General features: G+C 59.1%; 23 protein-coding genes. 13 read left to right on the plus strand and 10 right to left on the minus strand.

All coding sequences use genetic code 11. From position 1 onward, the window contains the following. Window positions 1–403 precede the first annotated feature (403 nt). The 3 genes from FQ187_RS10240 to FQ187_RS10250 all read right to left on the minus strand — a co-directional run bounded on the left by FQ187_RS10240 (window position 404) and on the right by FQ187_RS10250 (window position 2,753). Complete coding sequence (locus FQ187_RS10240; protein ID WP_149629373.1) at window positions 404–1,303, minus strand: hydroxymethylglutaryl-CoA lyase; 900 nt, start codon at window positions 1,301–1,303, stop codon at window positions 404–406. A gap of 24 nt (window positions 1,304–1,327) precedes the next feature. Next, complete coding sequence (locus FQ187_RS10245) at window positions 1,328–1,729, minus strand: MerR family DNA-binding transcriptional regulator (RefSeq protein WP_046047542.1); 402 nt, start codon at window positions 1,727–1,729, stop codon at window positions 1,328–1,330. A gap of 94 nt (window positions 1,730–1,823) precedes the next feature. After that, window positions 1,824–2,753 carry a LysR family transcriptional regulator gene (locus FQ187_RS10250; protein ID WP_046047541.1) on the minus strand — a complete coding sequence of 310 codons (930 nt, stop codon included), beginning with the start codon at window positions 2,751–2,753 and terminating at the stop codon, window positions 1,824–1,826. A gap of 165 nt (window positions 2,754–2,918) precedes the next feature. Between FQ187_RS10250 and FQ187_RS10255 the strand changes: the two genes are divergently transcribed. Further along, entirely contained in the window at window positions 2,919–4,148 is a 1,230-nt protein-coding gene (locus FQ187_RS10255; RefSeq protein WP_149629374.1) for an acyl-CoA dehydrogenase, read from the plus strand. A gap of 42 nt (window positions 4,149–4,190) precedes the next feature. Here FQ187_RS10255 and FQ187_RS10260 read toward each other — a convergent pair whose 3' ends face one another. Continuing rightward, a complete protein-coding gene (locus FQ187_RS10260; RefSeq protein ID WP_149629375.1) occupies window positions 4,191–4,997 on the minus strand; it encodes a TatD family hydrolase in 807 nt (268 codons plus the stop codon). Between the two features lie 235 nt (window positions 4,998–5,232). Here FQ187_RS10260 and FQ187_RS10265 point away from each other — a divergent pair, with 235 nt between their 5' ends. The 3 genes from FQ187_RS10265 to FQ187_RS10275 all read left to right on the plus strand — a co-directional run bounded on the left by FQ187_RS10265 (window position 5,233) and on the right by FQ187_RS10275 (window position 7,748). Next, complete coding sequence (locus tag FQ187_RS10265; RefSeq protein ID WP_149629376.1) at window positions 5,233–6,654, plus strand: transglycosylase SLT domain-containing protein; 1,422 nt, start codon at window positions 5,233–5,235, stop codon at window positions 6,652–6,654. Between the two features lie 103 nt (window positions 6,655–6,757). Then, the gene (locus FQ187_RS10270; RefSeq protein WP_129436989.1) at window positions 6,758–7,192 is read left to right on the plus strand and encodes a DoxX family protein; all 435 of its coding nucleotides are present in this window, start codon (window positions 6,758–6,760) and stop codon (window positions 7,190–7,192) included. A 247-nt stretch (window positions 7,193–7,439) separates the two neighbouring features. Further along, complete coding sequence (locus tag FQ187_RS10275; RefSeq protein WP_149629377.1) at window positions 7,440–7,748, plus strand: class I SAM-dependent methyltransferase; 309 nt, start codon at window positions 7,440–7,442, stop codon at window positions 7,746–7,748. 18 nt (window positions 7,749–7,766) lie between these two features. On the opposite strand, the gene greB is transcribed toward FQ187_RS10275, so the two are convergent. The 3 genes from greB to FQ187_RS10290 are packed head-to-tail and all read right to left on the minus strand — an operon-like array spanning window position 7,767 to window position 11,486. Further along, window positions 7,767–8,264: a transcription elongation factor GreB gene (greB, locus tag FQ187_RS10280; protein WP_008148506.1), complete on the minus strand. Its 498-nt coding sequence runs from the start codon at window positions 8,262–8,264 to the stop codon at window positions 7,767–7,769. Window positions 8,265–8,298: 34 nt separating this feature from the next. Further along, window positions 8,299–10,803, minus strand: coding sequence for an ABC transporter permease (locus tag FQ187_RS10285; protein WP_149629378.1), 2,505 nt, complete (start codon window positions 10,801–10,803; stop codon window positions 8,299–8,301). Continuing rightward, window positions 10,803–11,486 (minus strand): ABC transporter ATP-binding protein, encoded by a 684-nt coding sequence (locus FQ187_RS10290; protein WP_149629379.1) that lies wholly within the window; start codon window positions 11,484–11,486, stop codon window positions 10,803–10,805. Before FQ187_RS10290 ends, FQ187_RS10285 begins: the two co-directional genes overlap by 1 nt. A 10-nt stretch (window positions 11,487–11,496) precedes the next feature. Here FQ187_RS10290 and FQ187_RS10295 point away from each other — a divergent pair, with 10 nt between their 5' ends. The 3 genes from FQ187_RS10295 to FQ187_RS10305 all read left to right on the plus strand — a co-directional run bounded on the left by FQ187_RS10295 (window position 11,497) and on the right by FQ187_RS10305 (window position 13,526). Further along, a complete protein-coding gene (locus tag FQ187_RS10295) occupies window positions 11,497–12,102 on the plus strand; it encodes an arylesterase (RefSeq protein ID WP_149629380.1) in 606 nt (201 codons plus the stop codon). Window positions 12,103–12,158: 56 nt separating this feature from the next. Continuing rightward, window positions 12,159–12,452: a hypothetical protein gene (locus FQ187_RS10300; protein WP_003226812.1), complete on the plus strand. Its 294-nt coding sequence runs from the start codon at window positions 12,159–12,161 to the stop codon at window positions 12,450–12,452. Between the two features lie 102 nt (window positions 12,453–12,554). Then, on the plus strand, window positions 12,555–13,526 hold the full coding sequence (locus FQ187_RS10305; RefSeq protein ID WP_149629381.1) for a L,D-transpeptidase family protein: 972 nt from the start codon (window positions 12,555–12,557) through the stop codon (window positions 13,524–13,526). A gap of 124 nt (window positions 13,527–13,650) precedes the next feature. Here FQ187_RS10305 and oprI read toward each other — a convergent pair whose 3' ends face one another. Continuing rightward, window positions 13,651–13,902: an outer membrane lipoprotei OprI gene (gene oprI, locus FQ187_RS10310; protein ID WP_002553018.1), complete on the minus strand. Its 252-nt coding sequence runs from the start codon at window positions 13,900–13,902 to the stop codon at window positions 13,651–13,653. Between the two features lie 638 nt (window positions 13,903–14,540). On the opposite strand from oprI, the gene FQ187_RS10315 reads away from it, so the two are divergent. After that, the gene (locus FQ187_RS10315) at window positions 14,541–14,828 is read left to right on the plus strand and encodes a GNAT family N-acetyltransferase (RefSeq protein WP_008057026.1); all 288 of its coding nucleotides are present in this window, start codon (window positions 14,541–14,543) and stop codon (window positions 14,826–14,828) included. Window positions 14,829–14,898: 70 nt separating this feature from the next. On the opposite strand, the gene FQ187_RS10320 is transcribed toward FQ187_RS10315, so the two are convergent. After that, a complete protein-coding gene (locus FQ187_RS10320; protein WP_149629382.1) occupies window positions 14,899–15,975 on the minus strand; it encodes a 3-deoxy-7-phosphoheptulonate synthase in 1,077 nt (358 codons plus the stop codon). A gap of 128 nt (window positions 15,976–16,103) precedes the next feature. After that, entirely contained in the window at window positions 16,104–16,547 is a 444-nt protein-coding gene (locus FQ187_RS10325; protein ID WP_149629383.1) for a PilZ domain-containing protein, read from the minus strand. On the opposite strand from FQ187_RS10325, the gene FQ187_RS10330 reads away from it, so the two are divergent. The 5 genes from FQ187_RS10330 (at window position 16,546) to cysB (ending at window position 20,502) form a co-directional block, all read left to right on the plus strand. Beyond that, window positions 16,546–16,932, plus strand: a complete 387-nt coding sequence (locus FQ187_RS10330) for a thioredoxin (RefSeq protein WP_149629384.1) — start codon at window positions 16,546–16,548, stop codon at window positions 16,930–16,932. The two genes, FQ187_RS10325 and FQ187_RS10330, sit on opposite strands and share 2 nt — an antisense overlap. Beyond that, complete coding sequence (locus FQ187_RS10335) at window positions 16,929–17,885, plus strand: putative 2-dehydropantoate 2-reductase (RefSeq protein WP_149629385.1); 957 nt, start codon at window positions 16,929–16,931, stop codon at window positions 17,883–17,885. Before FQ187_RS10330 ends, FQ187_RS10335 begins: the two co-directional genes overlap by 4 nt. A gap of 25 nt (window positions 17,886–17,910) precedes the next feature. Beyond that, window positions 17,911–18,816 carry a 5'-nucleotidase gene (locus FQ187_RS10340; protein ID WP_008148545.1) on the plus strand — a complete coding sequence of 302 codons (906 nt, stop codon included), beginning with the start codon at window positions 17,911–17,913 and terminating at the stop codon, window positions 18,814–18,816. Between the two features lie 94 nt (window positions 18,817–18,910). Then, window positions 18,911–19,414 carry a universal stress protein gene (locus FQ187_RS10345; RefSeq protein ID WP_129436980.1) on the plus strand — a complete coding sequence of 168 codons (504 nt, stop codon included), beginning with the start codon at window positions 18,911–18,913 and terminating at the stop codon, window positions 19,412–19,414. A 113-nt stretch (window positions 19,415–19,527) separates the two neighbouring features. After that, window positions 19,528–20,502, plus strand: coding sequence for an HTH-type transcriptional regulator CysB (cysB, locus tag FQ187_RS10350; RefSeq protein WP_008148549.1), 975 nt, complete (start codon window positions 19,528–19,530; stop codon window positions 20,500–20,502). The last annotated feature ends 3 nt before the right edge of the window (window positions 20,503–20,505 follow it).

Consider the following 20,505-nt stretch of genomic DNA (forward strand, 5'->3'; position numbering starts at 1 on the left):
GAGCAAACGTATTTTTTTGAGCGCTGATCTACTTTTTCGCTAAGCGATCCAACCAGTTCGGGAGCTACCTGAAGGTAGTTTTATTGTTCTCTGCCCGGTTGCGGGTTACTCCGAAAAGCACCCTGAAAAGCACATCCTCTCCAAAAAAATCTGTTAGCTGCGTCTCTGCCGTGTTGTTTTTGTTATGTCAGAGTCGTTACGTCTTATTTTTATTAGGTTTGCCGCTTTTTTTGTTCTTGTTATGCAATAGAGATAGCAGAAGCCGTGCCAACTTTTTAAAAGCCTTTAAAATCAATTTGTTGCGATTTTGTAGGATTTTTCGTGCAGTCAAATCCCGACAATTTGTTTCCGTGTTACTCGCTTGCTCCCCACGTTTCAGACGCAGCGGTAACACCTGGACGCCTCACTGTGCACTACGAGCCTTGGCCACGCGCGAACCGGTCGCTCGCCCCAGCACCGTGCAAATCTGCTGGCCGGCCAGAATCAAGGCGTCCAGGTCGATACCGGTTTCGATACCCAGACCGTTAAGCAGGTAAACCACGTCTTCGGTCGCGACGTTACCGCTGGCGCCCTTGGCGTACGGGCAGCCGCCGAGGCCGGCGATGGAGCTGTCAAACACCGAGATGCCTTCCAGCAGACTGGCGTAGATGTTGGCCATGGCCTGGCCGTAGGTGTCGTGGAAGTGCCCGGCCAGTTTTTCACGGGGTACGTCGGCCGACACCACCTCGAACATCTTGCGGGTCGCGCCGGCGGTGCCGGTGCCAATGGTGTCGCCGAGGGAAACTTCATAGCAGCCCATCGCGTAGAGCTCGCGGGCGACCCGAGCGACTTGTTCCGGGGCGACGTTACCTTCGTAAGGGCAGCCCAGCACACAGGACACGTATCCGCGCACGCTGACGCCATGCTGTTTGGCCGCGTCCATGATCGGCACGAAACGCTCGAGGCTTTCGCTGATCGAGCAATTGATGTTGCGCTGGGAAAACGATTCCGACGCGGCGGCGAACACCGCGACTTCCTTGACCCCGGCCGCCATGGCGTCTTCAAACCCGCGCAGGTTGGGGGCGAGTGCACCATATGTCACGCCAGGTTTGCGCCGGATTTGCGCGAAGACGTCGGCGGAACCGGCCATTTGCGGTACCCATTTGGGCGACACAAAACTGCCGACTTCTATATAGCCGAGACCGGCGGCGGTCAGCGCGTCGACCAGTTGCACCTTGTCCGCAACGCTGATGGGTTGGGCTTCGTTTTGCAGACCGTCGCGTGGACCGACTTCGACCAGGCGTACGTGGGCGGGAAGGGACATAACAATTCACCTGTTGGTTAAGGACTACTGAACGGTCTGCTGGCTCTTAATGGTCTGTTCCAGCGCCTGGGTGCAACGCTCCTGCGCGGTGTCCAGTTCCAGCTTCATCTGTTCGATGTCGAGCATTTGCTGCTCGAGCTGTTCACGACGTTCGGCGATTTTGGTCAGCATGGTTTGCAGCTGTTTCTGATTGCCGCCGGTAGGGTCGTAGAGTTCGATCAACTCACGGCATTCGGCCAGGGAGAAACCAATGCGCTTGCCCCGCAGGATCAGCTTCAGGCTGACCTTGTCACGGGGCGAGTAGATGCGCTCCTGACCGCGTCGCTCGGGGCTGAGCAGGCCTTGCTCTTCATAAAAGCGAATGGCCCGGGTGGTGATGTCGAGCTCGCGGGCGAGGTCGGAAATGCTATAGGTCTGGCTGCTCATGGAAGCGCTCGAAAAAGGTCATGGCGCTAAGCTAATGGCAGGTTGACGTTTACGTCAAGCGTCGCGCCCTGATCCTTCGTCTATCAGGTGTTTCCTACACCTTGTCGAGCTTCTTCTCATGTGCCGTCACTTGCTGGCACAACTCGATCATCTGCTCGCGCATCCAGCGGTTGGCCGGGTCCTGATCGGTGCTTTCGTGCCAGTAGAGGTGGGTTTCTACCGGCGGCACATCGTTGACCGGCAGGTTTACCGAGTACAAATCATGGCGACGGGCAAAGCGTTCCGGCACGGTCATCACCATGTCGGTCTGCTGCAATACCTGGGAAGCCATCAAGTAATGCTGGGATCGCAGGGCGATCTTGCGCTGGATGCCCATTTTGCCCAAGGCCAGGTCGACATGGCCCAGGCCGCTGCGGCGGCTGGAAATATGGATATGGGTCAGCGACAGGTAATCGTCGAGGGTGAATTTCTCTTTGCCCGCCAGCGGATGGCCCTTGCGCATGGCGCACACGTAACGGTCTTCCATCAACTTGACGTGGCGCACTTGCGGGTCAGTGTTGAGCGGCGCATCTACGGCGAAATCAAGACGCCCGGCCGCCAGTTCCTTGGTGGTTTCGCGGCGCTTGGACAGAAAGCTTTCGATGATCACCGTCGGCGCCAGGCGCCGCAGGCGCTGAAACAGTGCCGGCAGGATCACTGCTTCGGTGAGGTCGGTCATGCTGATGCGGTAGGTCTTGACCGCCTGCAACGGGTTGAAAATACGGCTTTCCTGGACCGACACCCGCAGCAAGGAGAGGGCGTTGCGCACCGGCCCGATAATGTTCTGCGCCATGGGCGTCGGGACCATGCCCTGAGCGGTACGCACGAACAACGGATCATTGAAGGTCTCGCGCAGACGGGCCAGAGCGTTCGAGACCGCCGGTTGAGTAATGCCGACAATCTGCCCGGCGCGGGTCAGGTTGGCTTCGGTGTAGATCGCGTCGAAGACGATGAAAAGGTTGAGGTCGACCTTGCTCAGATTCATTGCGCTGCACTCTTATTGTTGGGCTCTCGATCAGCCGATCATATATCGGTGATGAATGTTAATACACGCCGAGAATAGGCTAGGTAAATTTTCGTAGCTGTTCTAGCATCGATTGCATGACCTGAACAACTCCTCTAAACCCTCCGTTAAAAGGTAGAGCTGCCCATGGATTTCGCTTATTCGCCCAAGGTGCAAGAACTGCGTGAGCGCGTGACCGCGTTCATGGACACCTACGTTTATCCCGCCGAAGCGGTGTTCGAGCGCCAAGTCGCCGAGGGCGATCGCTGGCAGCCGACCGCAATCATGGAGGAGCTCAAACTCAAGGCCAAGGCTGAAGGTTTGTGGAATTTGTTTCTGCCTGAGTCCGAACTCGGCGCCGGCCTGACCAATCTCGAATACGCGCCATTGGCCGAGATCATGGGCCGTTCGCTGCTGGGGCCTGAACCGTTCAACTGCTCCGCGCCCGACACCGGCAACATGGAAGTGCTGGTGCGCTACGCCAATGAAGAACAGAAGCAACGCTGGCTCGAACCGTTGCTGCGCGGCGAGATCCGCTCGGCGTTCGCCATGACTGAACCGGACGTGGCTTCCTCCGACGCCACCAACATGGCCGCCCGTGCCGTGCGTGATGGCGACGAATGGGTGATCAACGGCAAAAAATGGTGGACCTCAGGCGCCTGTGATCCACGCTGCAAGATTCTGATCTTCATGGGTCTGAGCGATCCTGACGCGCCGCGTCATGCGCAGCACTCGATGATTCTGGTGCCGGTGGATGCCCCAGGTGTGAAGATCGTTCGTCCGCTGTCCGTGTTCGGTTACGACGACGCACCTCACGGCCACGCCGAAGTGCTGTTTGAAAACGTCCGTGTGCCATACGAAAACGTCCTGTTGGGCGAAGGACGCGGCTTCGAAATCGCTCAGGGTCGCCTTGGCCCGGGTCGGATTCACCACTGCATGCGTTCAATCGGCATGGCTGAACGTGCATTGGAACTCATGTGCAAACGGGCGGTAACCCGTACTGCGTTCGGTAAACCTTTGGCACGTCTGGGCGGCAACATCGACAAGATTGCCGACTCGCGGATGGAAATCGACATGGCACGCCTGCTGACATTGAAAGCGGCGTACATGATGGACACCGTCGGCAACAAGATAGCGAAGAGCGAAATCGCTCAGATCAAGGTTGTCGCACCGAACGTGGCCTTGCGGGTGATCGACCGGGCGATCCAGATTCATGGCGGGGCAGGGGTGTCCAACGATTTCCCACTGGCCTACATGTATGCGATGCAACGCACCCTGCGCCTGGCCGACGGCCCGGACGAAGTGCACCGCGCGGCGATCGGCAAATTCGAGATTGGCAAGTACGTGCCCAAAGAAATGATGCGCAGCAGCCACTGATAATGTGGGAGCGAGCTTGCTCGCTCCCACAGGTTCGGTTCGTCAGTCGACCATTGGCAACCCGTAGAAAGCTCGCGCACACGCCGTGCTGTGAGCCGCCAGATCTTCCTCGCTCTCCCCACGATGCAACGCCACTTCCCGCAACACTTCGGTCAGATACGCCGGTTCGTTGCGACCATTCTTCGGCTTGGGTCGCAGACTGCGCGGCAACAGATACGGCGCATCGCTCTCCAGCATTAACCGTCCCCGTTTGATCTCTTTCACCAGCGGATGCAGGTGCGTGCCCCGGCGCTCGTCACAAATCCAGCCAGTGATGCCAATGTGCAAATCCAGATCGAGATAGCTGAACAACGCCTTCTTTTCGCCCGTGAAGCAATGCACCACGGCGGCCGGCAACTGATCACGGTAATCGCGAAGGATCTCCAGCAAGCGCTGACTGGCATCGCGTTCGTGGAGAAACACCGGCAATTGCAGCTCGACCGCCATCGCCAGATGCTCTTCAAGGACTTTTTCCTGCTGCGGGCGCGGCGAGAAATCACGATTGAAATCCAGTCCGCATTCACCCACCGCCACGACGTTTGGCTCCTTGAGCAAACTGCGCAGACACTGGGCGCTGTCGGCGTTCCAGTCGCTGGCGCAGTGGGGATGAATGCCGGCGGTGGCGAACAGCCGTTGAGCCGTTTCGTCCAATTGCCGGCACAGTTCCAGCGCCTGCTCGCTGCCCTCGACACTGGTGCCGGTGAGCACCAGTTGGCAGACCCCGGCAGCGTAGGCGCGGTCGAGTACAGCCTGGTGTTTGTCGGCAAAACTGGGGTTGGTCAGGTTGACGCCGATATCGATGAGTTGCATGGTGCTACCTCGGACCAAAGGCCGGAAAGCATATCAGAGCTGTAGATTTATAAGAAAAGCCAAGAACTACAACGAGTTATAGCTGTCTCTTGATGCCGCGAGACAGGTCAGGGTGGCTAAGGTGCCATCATTGTGCCAGTCTTTCGCACTTTGCCAGCGCTCAAGGCGCTCTGTTTCTGTCGTTCGATTTCATGAAAATTCTTGAGATCGGCCCAGTATTCTTTCTGGAGAGTGGATGACACGTCCCTCGGTTTTGCTACTGCTGTGTTGTACGTTGCTGCTGCCGATGCCGGCGGTTGCACGTCTGGCCGGGCCGCTGCAAGCCGTGCCGTCGACCAAGGTGCGGGACTTGGCGGAAATCCGCAGCAGTCGTGTGTTGCGGGTGTTGGTCAACCAGAGCCGCAACAGCTCCGGCGAAGTTCAGGGCCAGGCCATCGGTGTCGAATACCACCGCTTGCGTGCCTTCGAGCAGTACCTCAACGGTCACGCCCGTGACGGTCAGGAAATTACCCTCAAGATCATTCCCAAGGGCAAGGATCAACTGATCGGCGCTTTACAGCGCGGCGAGGGTGATCTGGTCGCGCCAGGGGAACTGCTGGACCTGCAACCGGGCCACGCGGTCAGCACCAGTGAACCGATTGCCAGCAACATCCCGTTGATATTGGTCGGGATCAAAGGCGAGCGACGTTACACCCGTTTCGAACAACTCTCTGGCAAATCCCTGGCGTTGCCCACCGGTAGTGCCGCCGGGGACGCGGTCAGCCAGATCAATCAAAAGCTCGCGCTGCTTAAACTGCCACCGGTGACCATCGAGTGGGTCGATCCCAGTCTGGCGATCGAGGATGTGCTGGAGATGGTCCAGGGCGGAATCTTTCACCTGACTATCGTCGAGCAACCCATTGCCGAGCGCTGGGGCAAGATTCTGCCCAAGTTGCGTTTCGATCGGCAGGTGCTCATCAGTGAACCAGGCGAAGAGTTCTGGTTCGTGCGCCGCGACGCCTCAATGTTGCGGGCGAGCATTGATCGCTTCCTGACCGGTTACAAAAAACCATCGGATCAGGATGCCGCGTTCCTGCGGATCTATCGACGTCTGTATCAAGTGCACTATCCATTGGCCAAGGCTGATCGGCAGCGCCTCGAGAAACTTCGGCCTGTGCTGCAGAAGCACGCTGAAGCCCAAGGCATGGACTGGTTGAATCTGGCGGCCCTGGCGTTCAAGGAATCAGCCCTGCAACCCAACGCCCTCGGTGGCAGCGGCCCTACCGGCCTGATGCAGATCACCCCGTCCGCCGCCCAGCGGGTGGGGGTCAACAACATTCAGAATCTCGACGCCAATGTGCAGGCCGGGGCGAAGTATCTGGCGATGATTCGTCGCAAGTTCTTTGCCAGCCCCAAACTCAACGAGCGCGAGCGCATGGCGTTCGTGCTGGCGGCCTACAACATGGGGCCGGAGCGGGTTCAGGGCATGCGTGCCGAGGCTCGTCGGCGCGGTTTGAATCCCAATCAGTGGTTCTTCCAGGTCGAGCGCATCGCCATGGAGCAGGTGGGAATGGGCGCCGTCAGCTATGTTAATAGCGTGAACAAGTATTACCTGGCGTTCGATCGGGAGCGGGAATCGTTGGAGCCCCAGGGGCAGAAAGTTGCCTCACGAAAATAATCGAATAAACTGATTGTTATGGCGAGTTTATTGCGCTTTTAACATGAGATTTACTGATTAATATAGCGGCCAACCAACACACTCTGACAACGGATGACATAGCATGAGCACACTGATCAACAAGGTACTGTTTACCCGCGCTGGCTACGGCCTGACTGTCTTGCGGATCTTCGTCGGCATCATCTTCGCTGCCCACGGCTCGCAAAAACTTTTCGGGGCGTTCGGTGGTTACGGTCTGGCGGGCACCGCGCAGTACATGGAAAGCATCGGCCTGGCGCCGGGTTACCTGATGGCGACGCTGGCGGGCGGTACCGAGTTTTTCGCCGGTCTGGCCTTGATCATCGGCTTGCTGGTTCGCCCGGCAGCCCTCGGCCTGACCATCCTCTCACTGGTGGCGATCTTCTCGGTGCATCTCCCTCATGGTCTGTTCATGGTCAACAACGGTTATGAATTCGCCCTGGCCCTGCTCGGCGGCAGCATCGCGGTGCTGATCGAAGGCGCCGGCAAGCTCTCGGCTGACCGCGCTATCGCTGGCTGACCGCTCTGGCTCAATGAAAAGGCTCGCATTGCGCGGGCCTTTTTGTTGCTCGTCATTCTTGACACTGTCCGGTCAGCTTCTCTAGGATGCTGCCTATGCGCCGATTTAAACAGCTACTTGCGGGGCGCCAGGTAACTCATTCAGTTGCCGATAGAGGCTTTAAACAGGCTTCGAAATACCGCTAAAGCGCTGGTTCGGTGTTGCCTCTCACCTGCCATGCAGACTTTTGAGGCTGAGACACGACACAATGAATGCACTAAGCCCTGTTATACGCCCCGCGCCGATCACGGCACACCTCACCCAGCGCAATCCAAAAATCCTGCTTGGCGGCAAACATCAGCCGACACTCTTGCGTTATCTCGATGGCTGGCCACGTCGCACCGGTGGGCCTGCGGCCTTCCTGATCCAGTTTGTCGAAGAGGGTGAATCGCTGGCTCGATTTGCCAGCGACATTTTCGATCTGGCGGTGATTCAATCGCCCAGCTTCGAGGACGCCCCCGAAGTGATCAAGCAATTGACTCGCGTTGCCCGACAGGGGCTGATTACCCGCCGTTGAGGTTTAGAGCGCTGCGGCTCAAAGATAGTCGATCGCCACGATATACACGCACTGCTCACCGGTCGGTGTCTGGACTCGAACTTCGGCGTCCAGCGCCTTGCCGATCAGGGCGCGGGCCAGCGGTGAGTCGATGCTGATCAGACCCTGTTTCAGGTCCAGCTCATCCGGCCCGACGATGCGATAGCGCGACTCTTTGCCGTCCTCGTCTTCAATCGTGACCCAGGCGCCAAAATAAACCTTGTTCGGATCGCTCGGTTTTTCGCTGACGACTTTGAGCGCTTCCAGCCGCTTGGTGAGAAAGCGCACTCGACTGTCGATCTCGCGCAGCATCTTTTTGCCGTAGGTGTATTCGGCGTTTTCCGAGCGATCGCCCTGTGCCGCGGCCTCGCTGACTGACTGTGTCACCTGCGGCCGCCGAACATGCCAGAGCTCATGAAACTCGGCCCGCATCCGCGCTTCACCTTCGGGGGTGATCAGCGCGGTGCCGGCGGTGCGGGGAGGGCGATAGCGGCTCATGGCAACTTCTTGTGGTAGAGAGAGCTTGAGTCTATCAACCCTCGCGCAAGACTGTCAGGGGGCTGGCGTTCAGCGCGCGACGTGTGCCGAACACGCCGGCACCCCCGATCAGCACCGCACCGATCAGTGGCAGCACCAACAACCACGGATGCGGGTGCCACGGCAGGTCGAAGGCGTAGCGGTAGAGCACCAGACTCACCAGTTCAGAACCCAGCGCCGCCAACAATCCGCTGACAGCCCCAAGCAAACCGAACTCGATCCGCCGGGCCTTGACCAACAATTGCCGCTCGGCCCCCAGCGCTCGCAACAAGGCGCCTTGGCGAATGCGTTCATCGAGCGTCGCCTGCAAGCCAGAAAACAACACCGCCATCCCCGCCGCCAACACGAACAACAGCACGTATTCCACCGCCAGGGTGACTTGGGCGAGGATGCTGCGCAGCTGTTCGAGCAAGGCTTCGACTTGCAAGATGGTCACCGCCGGAAACGCCCGGGACAGATCCACGATCTGCTGATCATGGCCGGCCGCCAGATAAAAACTGGTCAGGTAGGTCGCCGGCAGATCCTTCAGCGTGCCGGGCTGGAAGATCATGAAGAAGTTAGGCTGGAAGTTGTCCCAGTTGATCTCTCGCAGGCTGGTGACTTTCGCTTCGCGATTGACGCCGCCCACGGTAAACACCATGTGATCGCCGAGCTTGAGCTTCAGGCTTTCGGCGACTTTACCTTCTACCGATACGCCGGGAATTTCGTCCGGCGTCTGTTCGGCCCACCAGTTACCCGCAGTGAGTTTGTTGCCCGCCGGCAAATCCGCCGCCCAGGTCAGGCTCAGGTCGCGCTGTATCGCTCGGTCACCGGCCGAATCCTTGCTGACGATTTCTTGTACCGGCTCGCCGTTGACGCTGATCAGCCGTCCAGGTACCACCGGGTAAAGGGGCGCCGATTGCGCTGACAATTTGATCAGATGATCGATGAACGCCTGTTTGTCCGCCGGCAGGATGTTCAGCGCGAAATAGTTGGGCGCGTTTTTCGGTAGCTGGTTCTGCCAGGTGTCCAGCAACTCGCCGCGCAGCAAAGCGATCAGCGCCATGGACAGCAGAATCAAACCAAAGGCCAGGGATTGCCCCGCGGCCGCCAGTGGATGACGCAGCAATTGGCCTAGCCCGAGGCGCCACGGCAAAGAGGCGCGCGCCAGCATTCGGCGCAGACTCTTCAGAAGCAGCAACAGCAAACCGCCAAGCACCAATGCTGCGATCACACCGCCACCGAGCAGGGCGAAGGTCAATACCAGGTCCAGGCTCAGACGCCACATGATCAGCCCGAGGGCGCCCAATGCCGCGCCGTAGACCATCCAGGTGCTGGAAGGAATCGGCAGCATGTCCCGACGCAATACCCGCAATGGCGGAACCCGGCCCAGTGCCGCCAGTGGCGGCAAGGCAAAACCGGCCAGCGCAACCAGCCCGGTGCCGATCCCGGCGATGGCTGGAAACAGACCGCCCGGTGGAACGTCGGTCGGCAATAAATCATGCAGCAGCGCGAACAGACCCAACTGCGCGATCCAGCCGATCAGTGCGCCGCTGATACTGGCGAGCAGTCCGAGCACCGTCAGCTGCAAACTGAACAGCACCATGGTTTCCCGTCGGGACAGCCCCAGGCAACGCAGCAATGCACTGGCATCGAATCGGCGGGTGGCGAAGCGCGTCGCCGACAGCGCTACCGCCACACCGGACAGCAGAACCGCCACCAGACTGGCCATGTTCAAGTAACGCTCGGCCTTGCCCAAGGCACCGCCGATCTGTCGGTTGCCATCGCGGGCATCCTGCAAACGCTGGTTGGCGGCCAGATCGGGTTTGATCAATTGACGATAGGTTTCCAGCGCCTCGGCTTTACCGCGCCAAAGTTCGCGGTAACTGACCCGGCTGCCGGGTTGCACCACGCCGGTCGCGGCGAGGTCGCTGAGGTTGATCAGCACCCTCGGCGTCAGGCTGTAGAAATTGCCGGCGCGGTCCGGTTCGTAGGTCAGCACGCGCGCCAGTTTGAGGGTTCGCATGCCGACGTCGATGCTGTCGCCGATCTTCAGGTTTAGCGCGGTCAGCAGTCGTGCTTCGACCCAGGCTTCACCGGGTTTCGGTCCGCCACCGGGTTCTTCCGGGGCGAAGGGCGCCGGTGCACTTTTCAGTTCGCCGCGCAGTGGGTAGACGTCGTCGGCAGCTTTGATGCTGGACAACTGAATGTCAGTGTCAGTGGCGATGACGCTGGAGAATTCCACCACCTGAGCGTGTTCGAGGCCCAGCTCTAGGCCGCTTTTAATCTGTTCGGGCCGCGCCGGTGAACTGCCTTCAAGCAACAGGTCGGCACCGAGAAACTCGGTGGCGCGCAGCATCATGGCACCGTTCAAGCGGGCGCCGAAGTAACCGATGGCGGTACTCGCCGCCACGGCCACCAGCAAGGCGAAAAACAACACGCGCAACTCACCGGCGCGGGCGTCGCGCAGCAGTTGGCGGATGGCAAGACTGAACAGGCGCAACAGCGGCAGGCGTGCCATCAAGGCTCCAGAGGGGCGACCAGCAGGCCGGCTTCAAGGCGGATCAGACGCCGGCAGCGATGTGCCAGGCGTTCGTCGTGGGTCACCAGCACCAGGGTTGTACCGCGTTCCTGGTTGAGTTCGAACAGCAGATCGCTGATGCGCTCGCCGGTGTGGCTGTCGAGGTTGCCGGTGGGTTCGTCGGCAAACAGCACATCAGGTTCGGCGGCAAACGCACGGGCAATCGCCACGCGTTGCTGTTCGCCACCCGAAAGCTGGCGTGGCGAATGGGTCAGCCGCTGGCCCAGGCCGACCCTTCGCAGCAGCTCGGTGGCGCGTTCCCGGGCGTCTTTGCGGCCATCGAGTTCCAGCGGCAGCATGACGTTTTCCAGGGCGTTGAGGCTGTCGAGGAGCTGAAAGGACTGAAACACAAACCCAACATGCTCGGCCCGGATACGGGCGCGCTGGTCTTCATCGAGATTGCTCAGGGCTTGCCCGGCGAGGGTGACGTCGCCGCTGCTCGGCAGGTCGAGACCAGCGAGCAAGCCGAGGAGGGTGGACTTGCCAGACCCGGAGGCGCCGACAATGGCCAGGCTGTCGCCCTTGTTCAGTTCCAGGCTGAGTTCGTGCAGGATAGTCAGTTCACCTTCCGCGCTGGGAACCACTTTGCTGAGGTTCCTCGCGGTGAGAATGCTTGCGCCCATGGAGAATCCGATGCGTGTGTGGTTTTTGAGTGCTGGCCTGGCCTTGATGTGCATGGCCCAGAACGCAGCGGCGGGTACAGTCCTGATCGTTGGCGATAGTATCAGCGCGGGTTTCGGGCTGGATACCCGGTTGGGGTGGGTGTCATTGCTCGAGCAGCGGCTCAGGCGCGAAGGTTTCGACGATAAGGTGGTCAATGCGTCCATCAGCGGCGACACCAGCGCCGGAGGCCAGGCGCGCCTGCCCGCGCTGCTTGCAGAGCATAAACCTGAGTTGGTCATCCTCGAGTTGGGCGGCAACGATGGCCTGCGCGGATTGCTGCCAACGCAATTGCAACAAAACCTTGCAGCAATGATCGACAGGTCCCGCGCCAGTGGCGCCAAGGTGCTGCTGCTCGGCATGCAACTGCCACCCAACTATGGCGTTCGTTATACCGAGGCCTTCGCGAAGGTCTACAGCACGCTGGCCGAGGAGAAAAAGATCCCGCTGGTGCCGTTTTTTCTCGACGGCGTGGGCGGTCATCCGGACTTGATGCAAGCCGACGGACTGCACCCGGCTGCCGGGGCTCAGGACAAGTTGCTGGAAAATGTCTGGCCTACACTGAAACCGCTGCTTTGACGCTTTTCTAGCGGCGGTGTTTCGGCTAAGGTGGCGCCCCCGATTTGGAGCCCCCGATGCCGCGTCCTGCCTGGTCACTTTTTGCCTACCAACTGATCGAGCCTGACGAACAGCTGGATCTGTTCGCCTGCCAGGAAGTGCGGGTACATCTGGTGACCCGTCAACTGGAGTTGGGCGGCTCGGCGGACCGGACCTTGTGCGGCAGCCTGCTGCCGGCGCAACCGCGCTGGTCGAGCGTCGATCGCCGTGTGTTCCAGGATCAGCGCCTGTGCTCGCTGTGCCGGGCCATTCTTGAATCGCAAAAACGCGGCACATCGCCGATCTGGCCAGAGCTGCGTTTCGAGCTTTAGAGCCCTATAGATTGCTTGCTATCGGTCAACTCCCCGATTTTCCAGATGCCGGTGTACAATCCCGTTTTTATACCCTTGTCGATCATGCGAAGGATTTTCCGGATGTTGCCGCGCTTTCCTGCCGTCACCCGCTACCTGTCTCTCGCCGCCCTCTGTGTGGCGGGTCCCGTAGCAGCATTGGAGCTGCCCCTGCCACCGCCCGGTGAAGACATCGTCGGTCAGGTCCAGGTGATCAAGGCCAAGTACGAAGATACCTTCGCCGACCTTGGCACCACCTACGATCTGGGCTATTCGGAAATGGTCTCGGCCAACCCTGGCGTCGATCCATGGCTGCCGGGCGCTGGCACCGAAGTGGTGCTGCCGACGCGCTTCATCTTGCCACCAGGCCCGCGTGAAGGCATCGTCATCAACCTGGCCGAGTACCGCCTCTATTACTTCCCGAAAGGCCGGAACGTGGTGTACACCTTCCCGCTGGGTATCGGCCGTGAAGGCTGGGGCTCGCCGATTGCCCATACCAGCATCACCGCCAAGACGCCGAACCCGACCTGGACCCCTCCAGCGTCGATCAAGGCCGAGCACGCCGCCGATGGCGATCCACTGCCGAACGTGGTGCCGGCCGGCCCGGACAACCCGCTGGGGCCGTTCAAGTTCACGTTGGGCACGCCGGGCTACCTGATCCACGGTTCGAACAAGAAGTTCGGCATCGGCATGCGCACCAGCCACGGTTGCTTCCGCATGTTCAACAACAACGTGCTGGAAATGGCGAGCATGGTGCCGGTAGGCACGTCGGTGCGCATTATCAGCGACCCGTACAAGTTCGGTGTCAGTGGCGGCAAGGTGTATCTGGAAGCGCACACGCCGCTGGACGACAAGGGCAACCCTTCTGTGGTCGACAAACACACCGCGGTGATCAACGCGATGCTCAAGCGTGAGGACATCACCAACAACCTGCGCATGAACTGGGATGTGGTCCGCGACGTGGTTGCCGCCGAAGACGGTCTGCCGGTGGAAATCGGAGTGCCGAATTCCTCGGCGCCGATGGTGACGAGTGCACCGATCGACCCGCTGCAGTAATGCTTGAACAGAACCCGCCGACGCTGACAGCGTCGGCGGATTTTTTATGGCCTGCACAAAACGCCTGGCAATAAAAAAGCCGACCCAAAAAATGGGTCGGCTTGATAACAATCCCGAAGGATTATTACTTGCGGCTAGCTTTGTCCAGCATGCGCAGAGCACGCTCGTTAGCTTCGTCAGCAGTCTGTTGTGCTTTTTGAGCAGCAGCCAGAGCTTCATCAGCTTTACGGTAAGCTTCGTCTGCACGAGCCTGGGAGCGAGCAGCTGCGTCTTCAGTAGCTGTCAGACGTGCTTCGGTTTCTTTCGATACGCTGCTGCAACCGGTAGCCAGAACTGCGGCCAGAGCCAGAGCAGAGAATTTCAGAACGTTGTTCATCGTGTTCCCCTTCAAGGACTTTCTATTAAGTAGCTGTCTCCTCAGAGTGAGGAAATAGCCGGCGTACATACTACCCATTACTTGTCGTAAGTAAACTGACGTATGGCAAGAAGCAAAAAAAATTGTAGGCGTTGATTCTTTTTCGAGCAACTTTTAACTGCATTGTTTAAAAAATATCCAGCTGGGAGGCCCGAGCTGAGCGAGCCGCCAAAAAAAAGTTCCGCGAGCGCAGGGCTCTTTTCTCCGTCTTGGCTAAAGTCTGTCTAGATGGATTCGTCTACACTTTTGTTCGGATTTTGCGTGGTGCCTCTCATATCTTTCTCCATGTTCAGGTGACTTTAACAAAGGGCGCTCGTCTTAAGTCTCAACATCCGGCAATGTTCAGGCTGTCGACCTTGAGAGATCTTGGTCGAGCCGTCTCTGCGTAACCCGGAGCAGCACCCCCGCCCCCAGCGTGATGACGAGCGTACCTTGAGCATTTCTGCCAATGGTGCCTACTATTTGATACGTGCTCGGTTGCGCGAGATTGGTGCAGTTCTTCTCGGTGTCCATTCAGGCACGGGGTGGCGTAGATGTTCCTTCGCCGGAAAAACATCGGTAAGGTAGGGGTCAGAATTCCAGACCCGCGAGGAGTAGTGATGAGCGAGGCGTTGTCCATCCACCATGACCAGGCTGGTCATCAGTTCGAGACCAATGTGGACGGTCATCGTGCCTACCTGACCTATATGGATCTGGGGAAACAGACCCTGGATATCTATCGCACCTTTGTGCCCAACGCGCTGCGTGGTCGCGGCATTGCGGCAGCCTTGACCGAGAAGGCGTTGGAGTACGCTGAAGAAATGGGTTACACCGTCATTCCATCGTGTTCCTACGTGGAACGCTACATGGAGCGCCACCAGCGGCATGCAGCCAAGCTGAGCCAGTAACCTTTCAAAGAATCGAACGCATAAAAAACGCCGGGTTAAGCCCGGCGTTTTTTTATGCGGCGAAAATTGATCAGCTGCGATCGCGTTTCGGCAGCACGTCCTTGAGCTTGGCATGCATGCTGCGCAAGGTGTTTTCGGTGGCGGACCAGTCGATGCAGGCATCGGTGATCGACACGCCGTATTGCAGGTCGGCGAGATCTTTCGGGATCGCCTGGCAGCCCCAGTTCAGGTGACTTTCGACCATCAGGCCGATGATCGACTGGTTGCCTTCGAGGATCTGGTTGGCGACGTTCTCCATCACCAGCGGTTGCAGGGCCGGGTCCTTGTTGGAGTTGGCGTGGCTGCAATCGACCATGATGTTCGGCTTGATCTTCGCTTTGTTCAGCGCTTGCTCGCAGAGCGCGACGCTGACCGAATCGTAGTTCGGCTTGCCGTTGCCACCGCGCAGTACCACGTGACCGTAGGCATTGCCCTTGGTGGTGACGATCGACACGCCACCTTCCTGGTTGATGCCCAGGAAGCGGTGAGGGCTGGAAACCGATTGCAGGGCGTTGATAGCGACCGTCAAGCCGCCGTCGGTGCCGTTCTTGAAGCCGACTGCCGAGGACAGGCCGGAGGCCATTTCACGGTGAGTCTGGGATTCGGTGGTGCGCGCACCGATGGCCGACCAGCTGATCAGGTCCTGCAAGTACTGCGGGGAGATCGGGTCGAGGGCTTCAGTCGCGGTCGGCAGGCCCATCTCGGCCAGGTCCAGCAGCAATTTACGACCGATGTGCAGGCCGTCCTGAATCTTGAAGGAGTCGTCCAGGTACGGATCGTTGATCAAGCCTTTCCAGCCGACGGTGGTGCGTGGCTTCTCGAAATACACGCGCATGACCAGATACAGGGTATCGGACACTTCTGCCGCCAGCGCCTTCAGGCGCTCGGCGTATTCGTGGGCTGCCTTGATGTCGTGGATCGAGCAAGGCCCGATGACAACAAACAGGCGGTGGTCGGTGCCATCAAGAATGTTGCGAATGACTTCGCGGCCCTTGGTGACAGTGCGCAGGGCAGCGTCACTCAGAGGGATATCACGCTTGAGCTGATCGGGAGTGATCAGCGTCTCGTTGGAGGCGACGTTTAGGTCGTTGATCGGTAAATCAGCCATCGTTTACTCGTCAGGTCACGGGTGCCGGCCGCCAGCGAACCCGCGCGGCGGAGCACAGCAAATTAAGCGCGTCGGGGAGCAGAACCTTAGCGCGTTACGCGCCTGCTCGACAATGGGCAGACACCGGTTTAATCCAGTATTGCCTGCGCAAATGCCCTGTGAACCGTGTCGTGAGAGAACTCGTCGGCATGCTCCTGGACCCATTCGAGAGCCAGGGCCTGAATATCCTTCAGCTCGTCATGTGCGTCATGCAGGCGGCAGTAACGTTCGATCTGGCACACTTGCTCGCCCATCCGGGCACTGAACATCATCTGTTCGTCTACAAAGGCAATGCCTACCAGATAGCCGCGCTTGCGTCGCAGGCACCAGGCTACATAGCCCAGAAAACGCAGGTCGGGGTTCAAGGTCGGCATGCGAACTTCCAGCGCCGTACCGTGGCGCCACGCCCGGTGATAATTGCAAGCCATGCCCCCGAGGCTGATAGTGTGCAGCTGTTGCCGTGAAATACACTCAGGTTTGAGCAACGTCAATTCGACGGGCACATCGTCAGGGTGAGGAATAAAACGTCCCATGAACACGGACTCCATGTGTCGGCCATCTGACATTGTTCCACCCAGTATAGTGGTCGAATTGGAACTGACTGATTTCGACGCCGACCAACGGCTGCTGGCGATGAGAGGTGTGTCGCTGGTCATTTTCGCCAGCGTCGGCTGCGCCAGTTGCCGTTTTGCCCGTGAGCAATTGCCACGACTCGATCTGGACGTCGATCGGTTGTGCTGGATTGATGCCGGGAACAATGGCGGGGTGGTCGAGCGTTATCAGGTTTTTTATTTGCCGGCGCTGTTTGTGGTGCGCGACGGTGAATTCTTCGGGGCACTAAAATCGCGCCTGACCCGCACTGAGCTCAATGAAGCCGTGGTTCAGGCGTTGAGTCGAATTGCAGAGGAGTTGCCATGATGGGGGGAGTGACCAAACCGACAATCGGTATTATCGGAACCGGCGCGATCGGCGGTTTCTACGGGTTGATGCTGGCGCGTGCCGGTTTCGATGTGCATTTTCTGTTGCGCAGTGAGTTTTCGGCGGTGGCCGAGCGAGGGTTGAAGCTCGACAGTGCGGTGCACGGCGCGCTGACGTTGAATCCAGTTCAGGCCTATTCGAGTGCCGAAGACATGCCGCCCTGTGACTGGTTGCTGGTGGGCGCGAAAACCACCAGTAACGCGCAGCTGGCACCGACGATCATTCAAGCCGCCGCCCCCGGTGCGAAAGTGCTGCTGATGCAAAATGGCCTGGACGTTGAAGACAGTCTGCGAGCGTTGCTCCCCGATTCGCTGCATGTGCTCGGTGGGCTCTGCTATATCTGCGTCCATCGCGACGGACCAGGCGTTATCACTCATCAGGCGCTCGGCGCGGTGAATGTTGGCTATCACAGCGGCCCCGCAGCCGATGATCAGGCGCGCATGGCGATTGTCGAGGAAGGCGCCGGGCTATTCCGCGCCGCCGGCATCGATTCCCAGGCCATGGCGAACCTGCATCAGGCGCGCTGGCAAAAACTGGTCTGGAATATCCCCTACAACGGTCTGTCGGTTCTGCTCGGGGCAAGCACCACGCCGTTGATGGCCGATGCCGACAGTCGGGAACTGATCAAGGCTCTGATGGCTGAAGTGGTTCAGGGCGCAATCGCTTGCGGTCACGACGTACCGGCCGGTTATGCCGATCATCTGTTCATGGTGACCGAGAAAATGCCGGACTATTGGCCGAGCATGTACCACGATTTTCTGCACAAACGACCACTTGAGCTGGATGCGATTTACGCCCGGCCACTGGCGGCAGCCAAGGCCGCAGGGTGCGAGTTGCCGCGAATCGAAGCCTTGTATCGCAGTTTGAGTTTTATCGATCGACGTAATACTTGAGTCGATCATCCTGAGGGGGAAGGGCATGGCAAAAACTATCGACGACAAACTGGTGCTGGCGATTTCTTCGCGTGCGCTGTTCGACTTGAGCGAAAGCCACAAGGTTTATCTGTCGAGCGGTGTCGAGGCCTATCGGCAATATCAGATCGAACACGAAGACGAAATCCTCGAGCCCGGTGATGCATTCCCGCTGGTACAAAAACTCCTCAACTTGAACACCAGCCTCGGCCGTGCCCGGGTCGAGGTGATCCTGGTGTCGCGCAACAGTGCCGACACCGGCTTGCGGGTGTTCAATTCGATCCACCACTATGGCCTGGCGATTTCCCGCGCGGCGTTTGTCGGCGGACGCAGTCCTTATCCGTACCTCAAGGCGTTTGGCTGCGACCTGTTTCTTTCGACGCATGCCGAAGACGTGCGCAGTGCGCTGGATGCCGGGTTCGCCGCGGCGACCATTCTGTCGGGTGGCGCCAGCCGTGCGGCCAGTGATGAATTGCGCATTGCCTTCGATGGTGACGCGGTGCTGTTTTCCGACGAATCGGAGCGCGTCTATCAGTCCGGTGGTCTGGAAGCGTTTCAGGCCAGCGAGCGTGAAGCCGCCCGCGAGCCGTTGCGCGGTGGGCCGTTCAAGGGCTTCCTCGCAGCCCTCAATCTGTTGCAGCGCGAGTTCCCCGAAGACGCCTGTCCGATCCGCACCGCGCTGGTGACCGCGCGATCGGCGCCGGCCCATGAACGAGTGATCCGTACCTTGCGCGAATGGGACATTCGTCTGGACGAGTCGCTGTTTCTCGGCGGCCTGACCAAGTCGGCGTTTCTCGAAGCCTTTGCCGCCGACGTGTTTTTCGACGATCAGGCCGGTCATTGCGAGTTGGCCCGCGAGGTGGTCGCCACCGGCCACGTGCCGCACGGCATAAGCAACGAGCAAAAGGTTTAAGCCCACGGTTCAACGCGTTACGCGAAACGTCGTACTCGCCAAGGCACTGCTAAGCTGAATCAATCTCCGCCATGTTGGCACTCAAGGAGGTCATATGATTCATTCGATGCTGTACGCCACTGACCTCGGCCTGTACGCACCTTTGGTGATGCAGCATGCCTTGGCGCTGGCGCGAACATTCAATGCCGATCTCTACGTGGTGCATGCCGTTGAACCGATGGGGCTGTTTGCCGAGTCGGTGCTTCAGAGTTACCTCGATGAGCAGGCGCTGAATGAGTTTCACAGCCAAGGACTGAACACGGTGATTGCCAACATCGAGCAGCGGGTGCTCGACAGCTTTCGTGAAGAATTGGGGGATGAAGGGTCGCAGGACCTGGAACGGATCAAAGCAGTGCGGGTGCTTCAGGGCGATCCGTCGCAGGTGATTCTCGACCAGGCGCAGAAACTCTCCGTGGATTTGTTGATCGTAGGTAGTCATAGCCATGGTGCTGGCGCGGAAACGCCTTTGGGCCGCACTGCAGCGCGGGTGTTGCAACTGTCTCGGGTGCCGGTCTATCTGGTGCCACTGGTGGAACGTCGCCGCCAAGGGGATCGCTAGAGCACCAATAGTGGCAGTTTGATAAAAAAGTTCTAGATTTATTCGTCAAACCATTAATATAGTTATATACCGTCGCTGATGCCCGTGGCGTCTACCTGCTTTGAGGGATTCATATGAAGCTTCAACAACTGCGCTACATCTGGGAAGTGGCGCACCACGACCTCAACGTTTCCGCTACAGCCCAAAGCCTTTACACGTCGCAACCGGGCATCAGTAAGCAGATCCGTCTGCTGGAAGACGAATTGGGGGTCGAGGTTTTCGCTCGCAGCGGCAAGCACCTGACCCGCGTCACCCCGGCCGGCGAGCGAATTATCACCACCGCCGGCGAGATCCTGCGCAAGGTTGAAAGCATCAAGCAGATTGCCCAGGAATTCTCCAACGAGAAGAAGGGCACCCTGTCGATCGCCACCACGCACACCCAGGCGCGTTATGCGTTGCCACCGGTGATCAGCAATTTTATCAAGCAGTACCCGGACGTTGCCCTGCACATGCACCAGGGTTCGCCGATGCAGATCGCTGAAATGGCCGCTGACGGCACCGTGGATTTCGCCATCGCCACCGAAGCGCTGGAGCTGTTCGGTGATCTGGTGATGATGCCGTGCTATCGCTGGAACCGCTGCGTGGTCGTGCCTCAGGGCCACCCGCTGACCAAACTGTCGAAGTTGACCCTCGAAGCCCTGGCCGAATACCCGATCGTGACGTACGTGTTCGGTTTCACCGGTCGCTCGAAACTCGACGAAGCGTTCAGCCATCGCGGCCTGACGCCGAAAGTGGTGTTCACCGCCGCCGACGCCGATGTGATCAAGACTTACGTTCGCCTGGGCCTGGGCGTGGGCATCGTGGCGAAAATGGCGGTCGATGCCAAACTCGATAGCGACTTGGTCATGCTTGATGCCAGCGATTTGTTCGAATCCAGCATTACTAAAATCGGTTTCCGTCGCGGCACGTTCCTGCGTGGCTTCATGTGCGACTTCATCGAGAAGTTCGCCCCGCACCTGACCCGCGAAGTCATGGCCAAGGCCATCCAGTGCCACAACAAACAGGAACTGGAAGAGCTGTTCGACGGCGTCGAACTGCCGGTGCATTAATCT

Origin of the sequence: Pseudomonas sp. ANT_J28 (assembly GCF_008370005.1) — a bacterium.
Lineage (GTDB): Bacteria > Pseudomonadota > Gammaproteobacteria > Pseudomonadales > Pseudomonadaceae > Aquipseudomonas > Aquipseudomonas frigoris.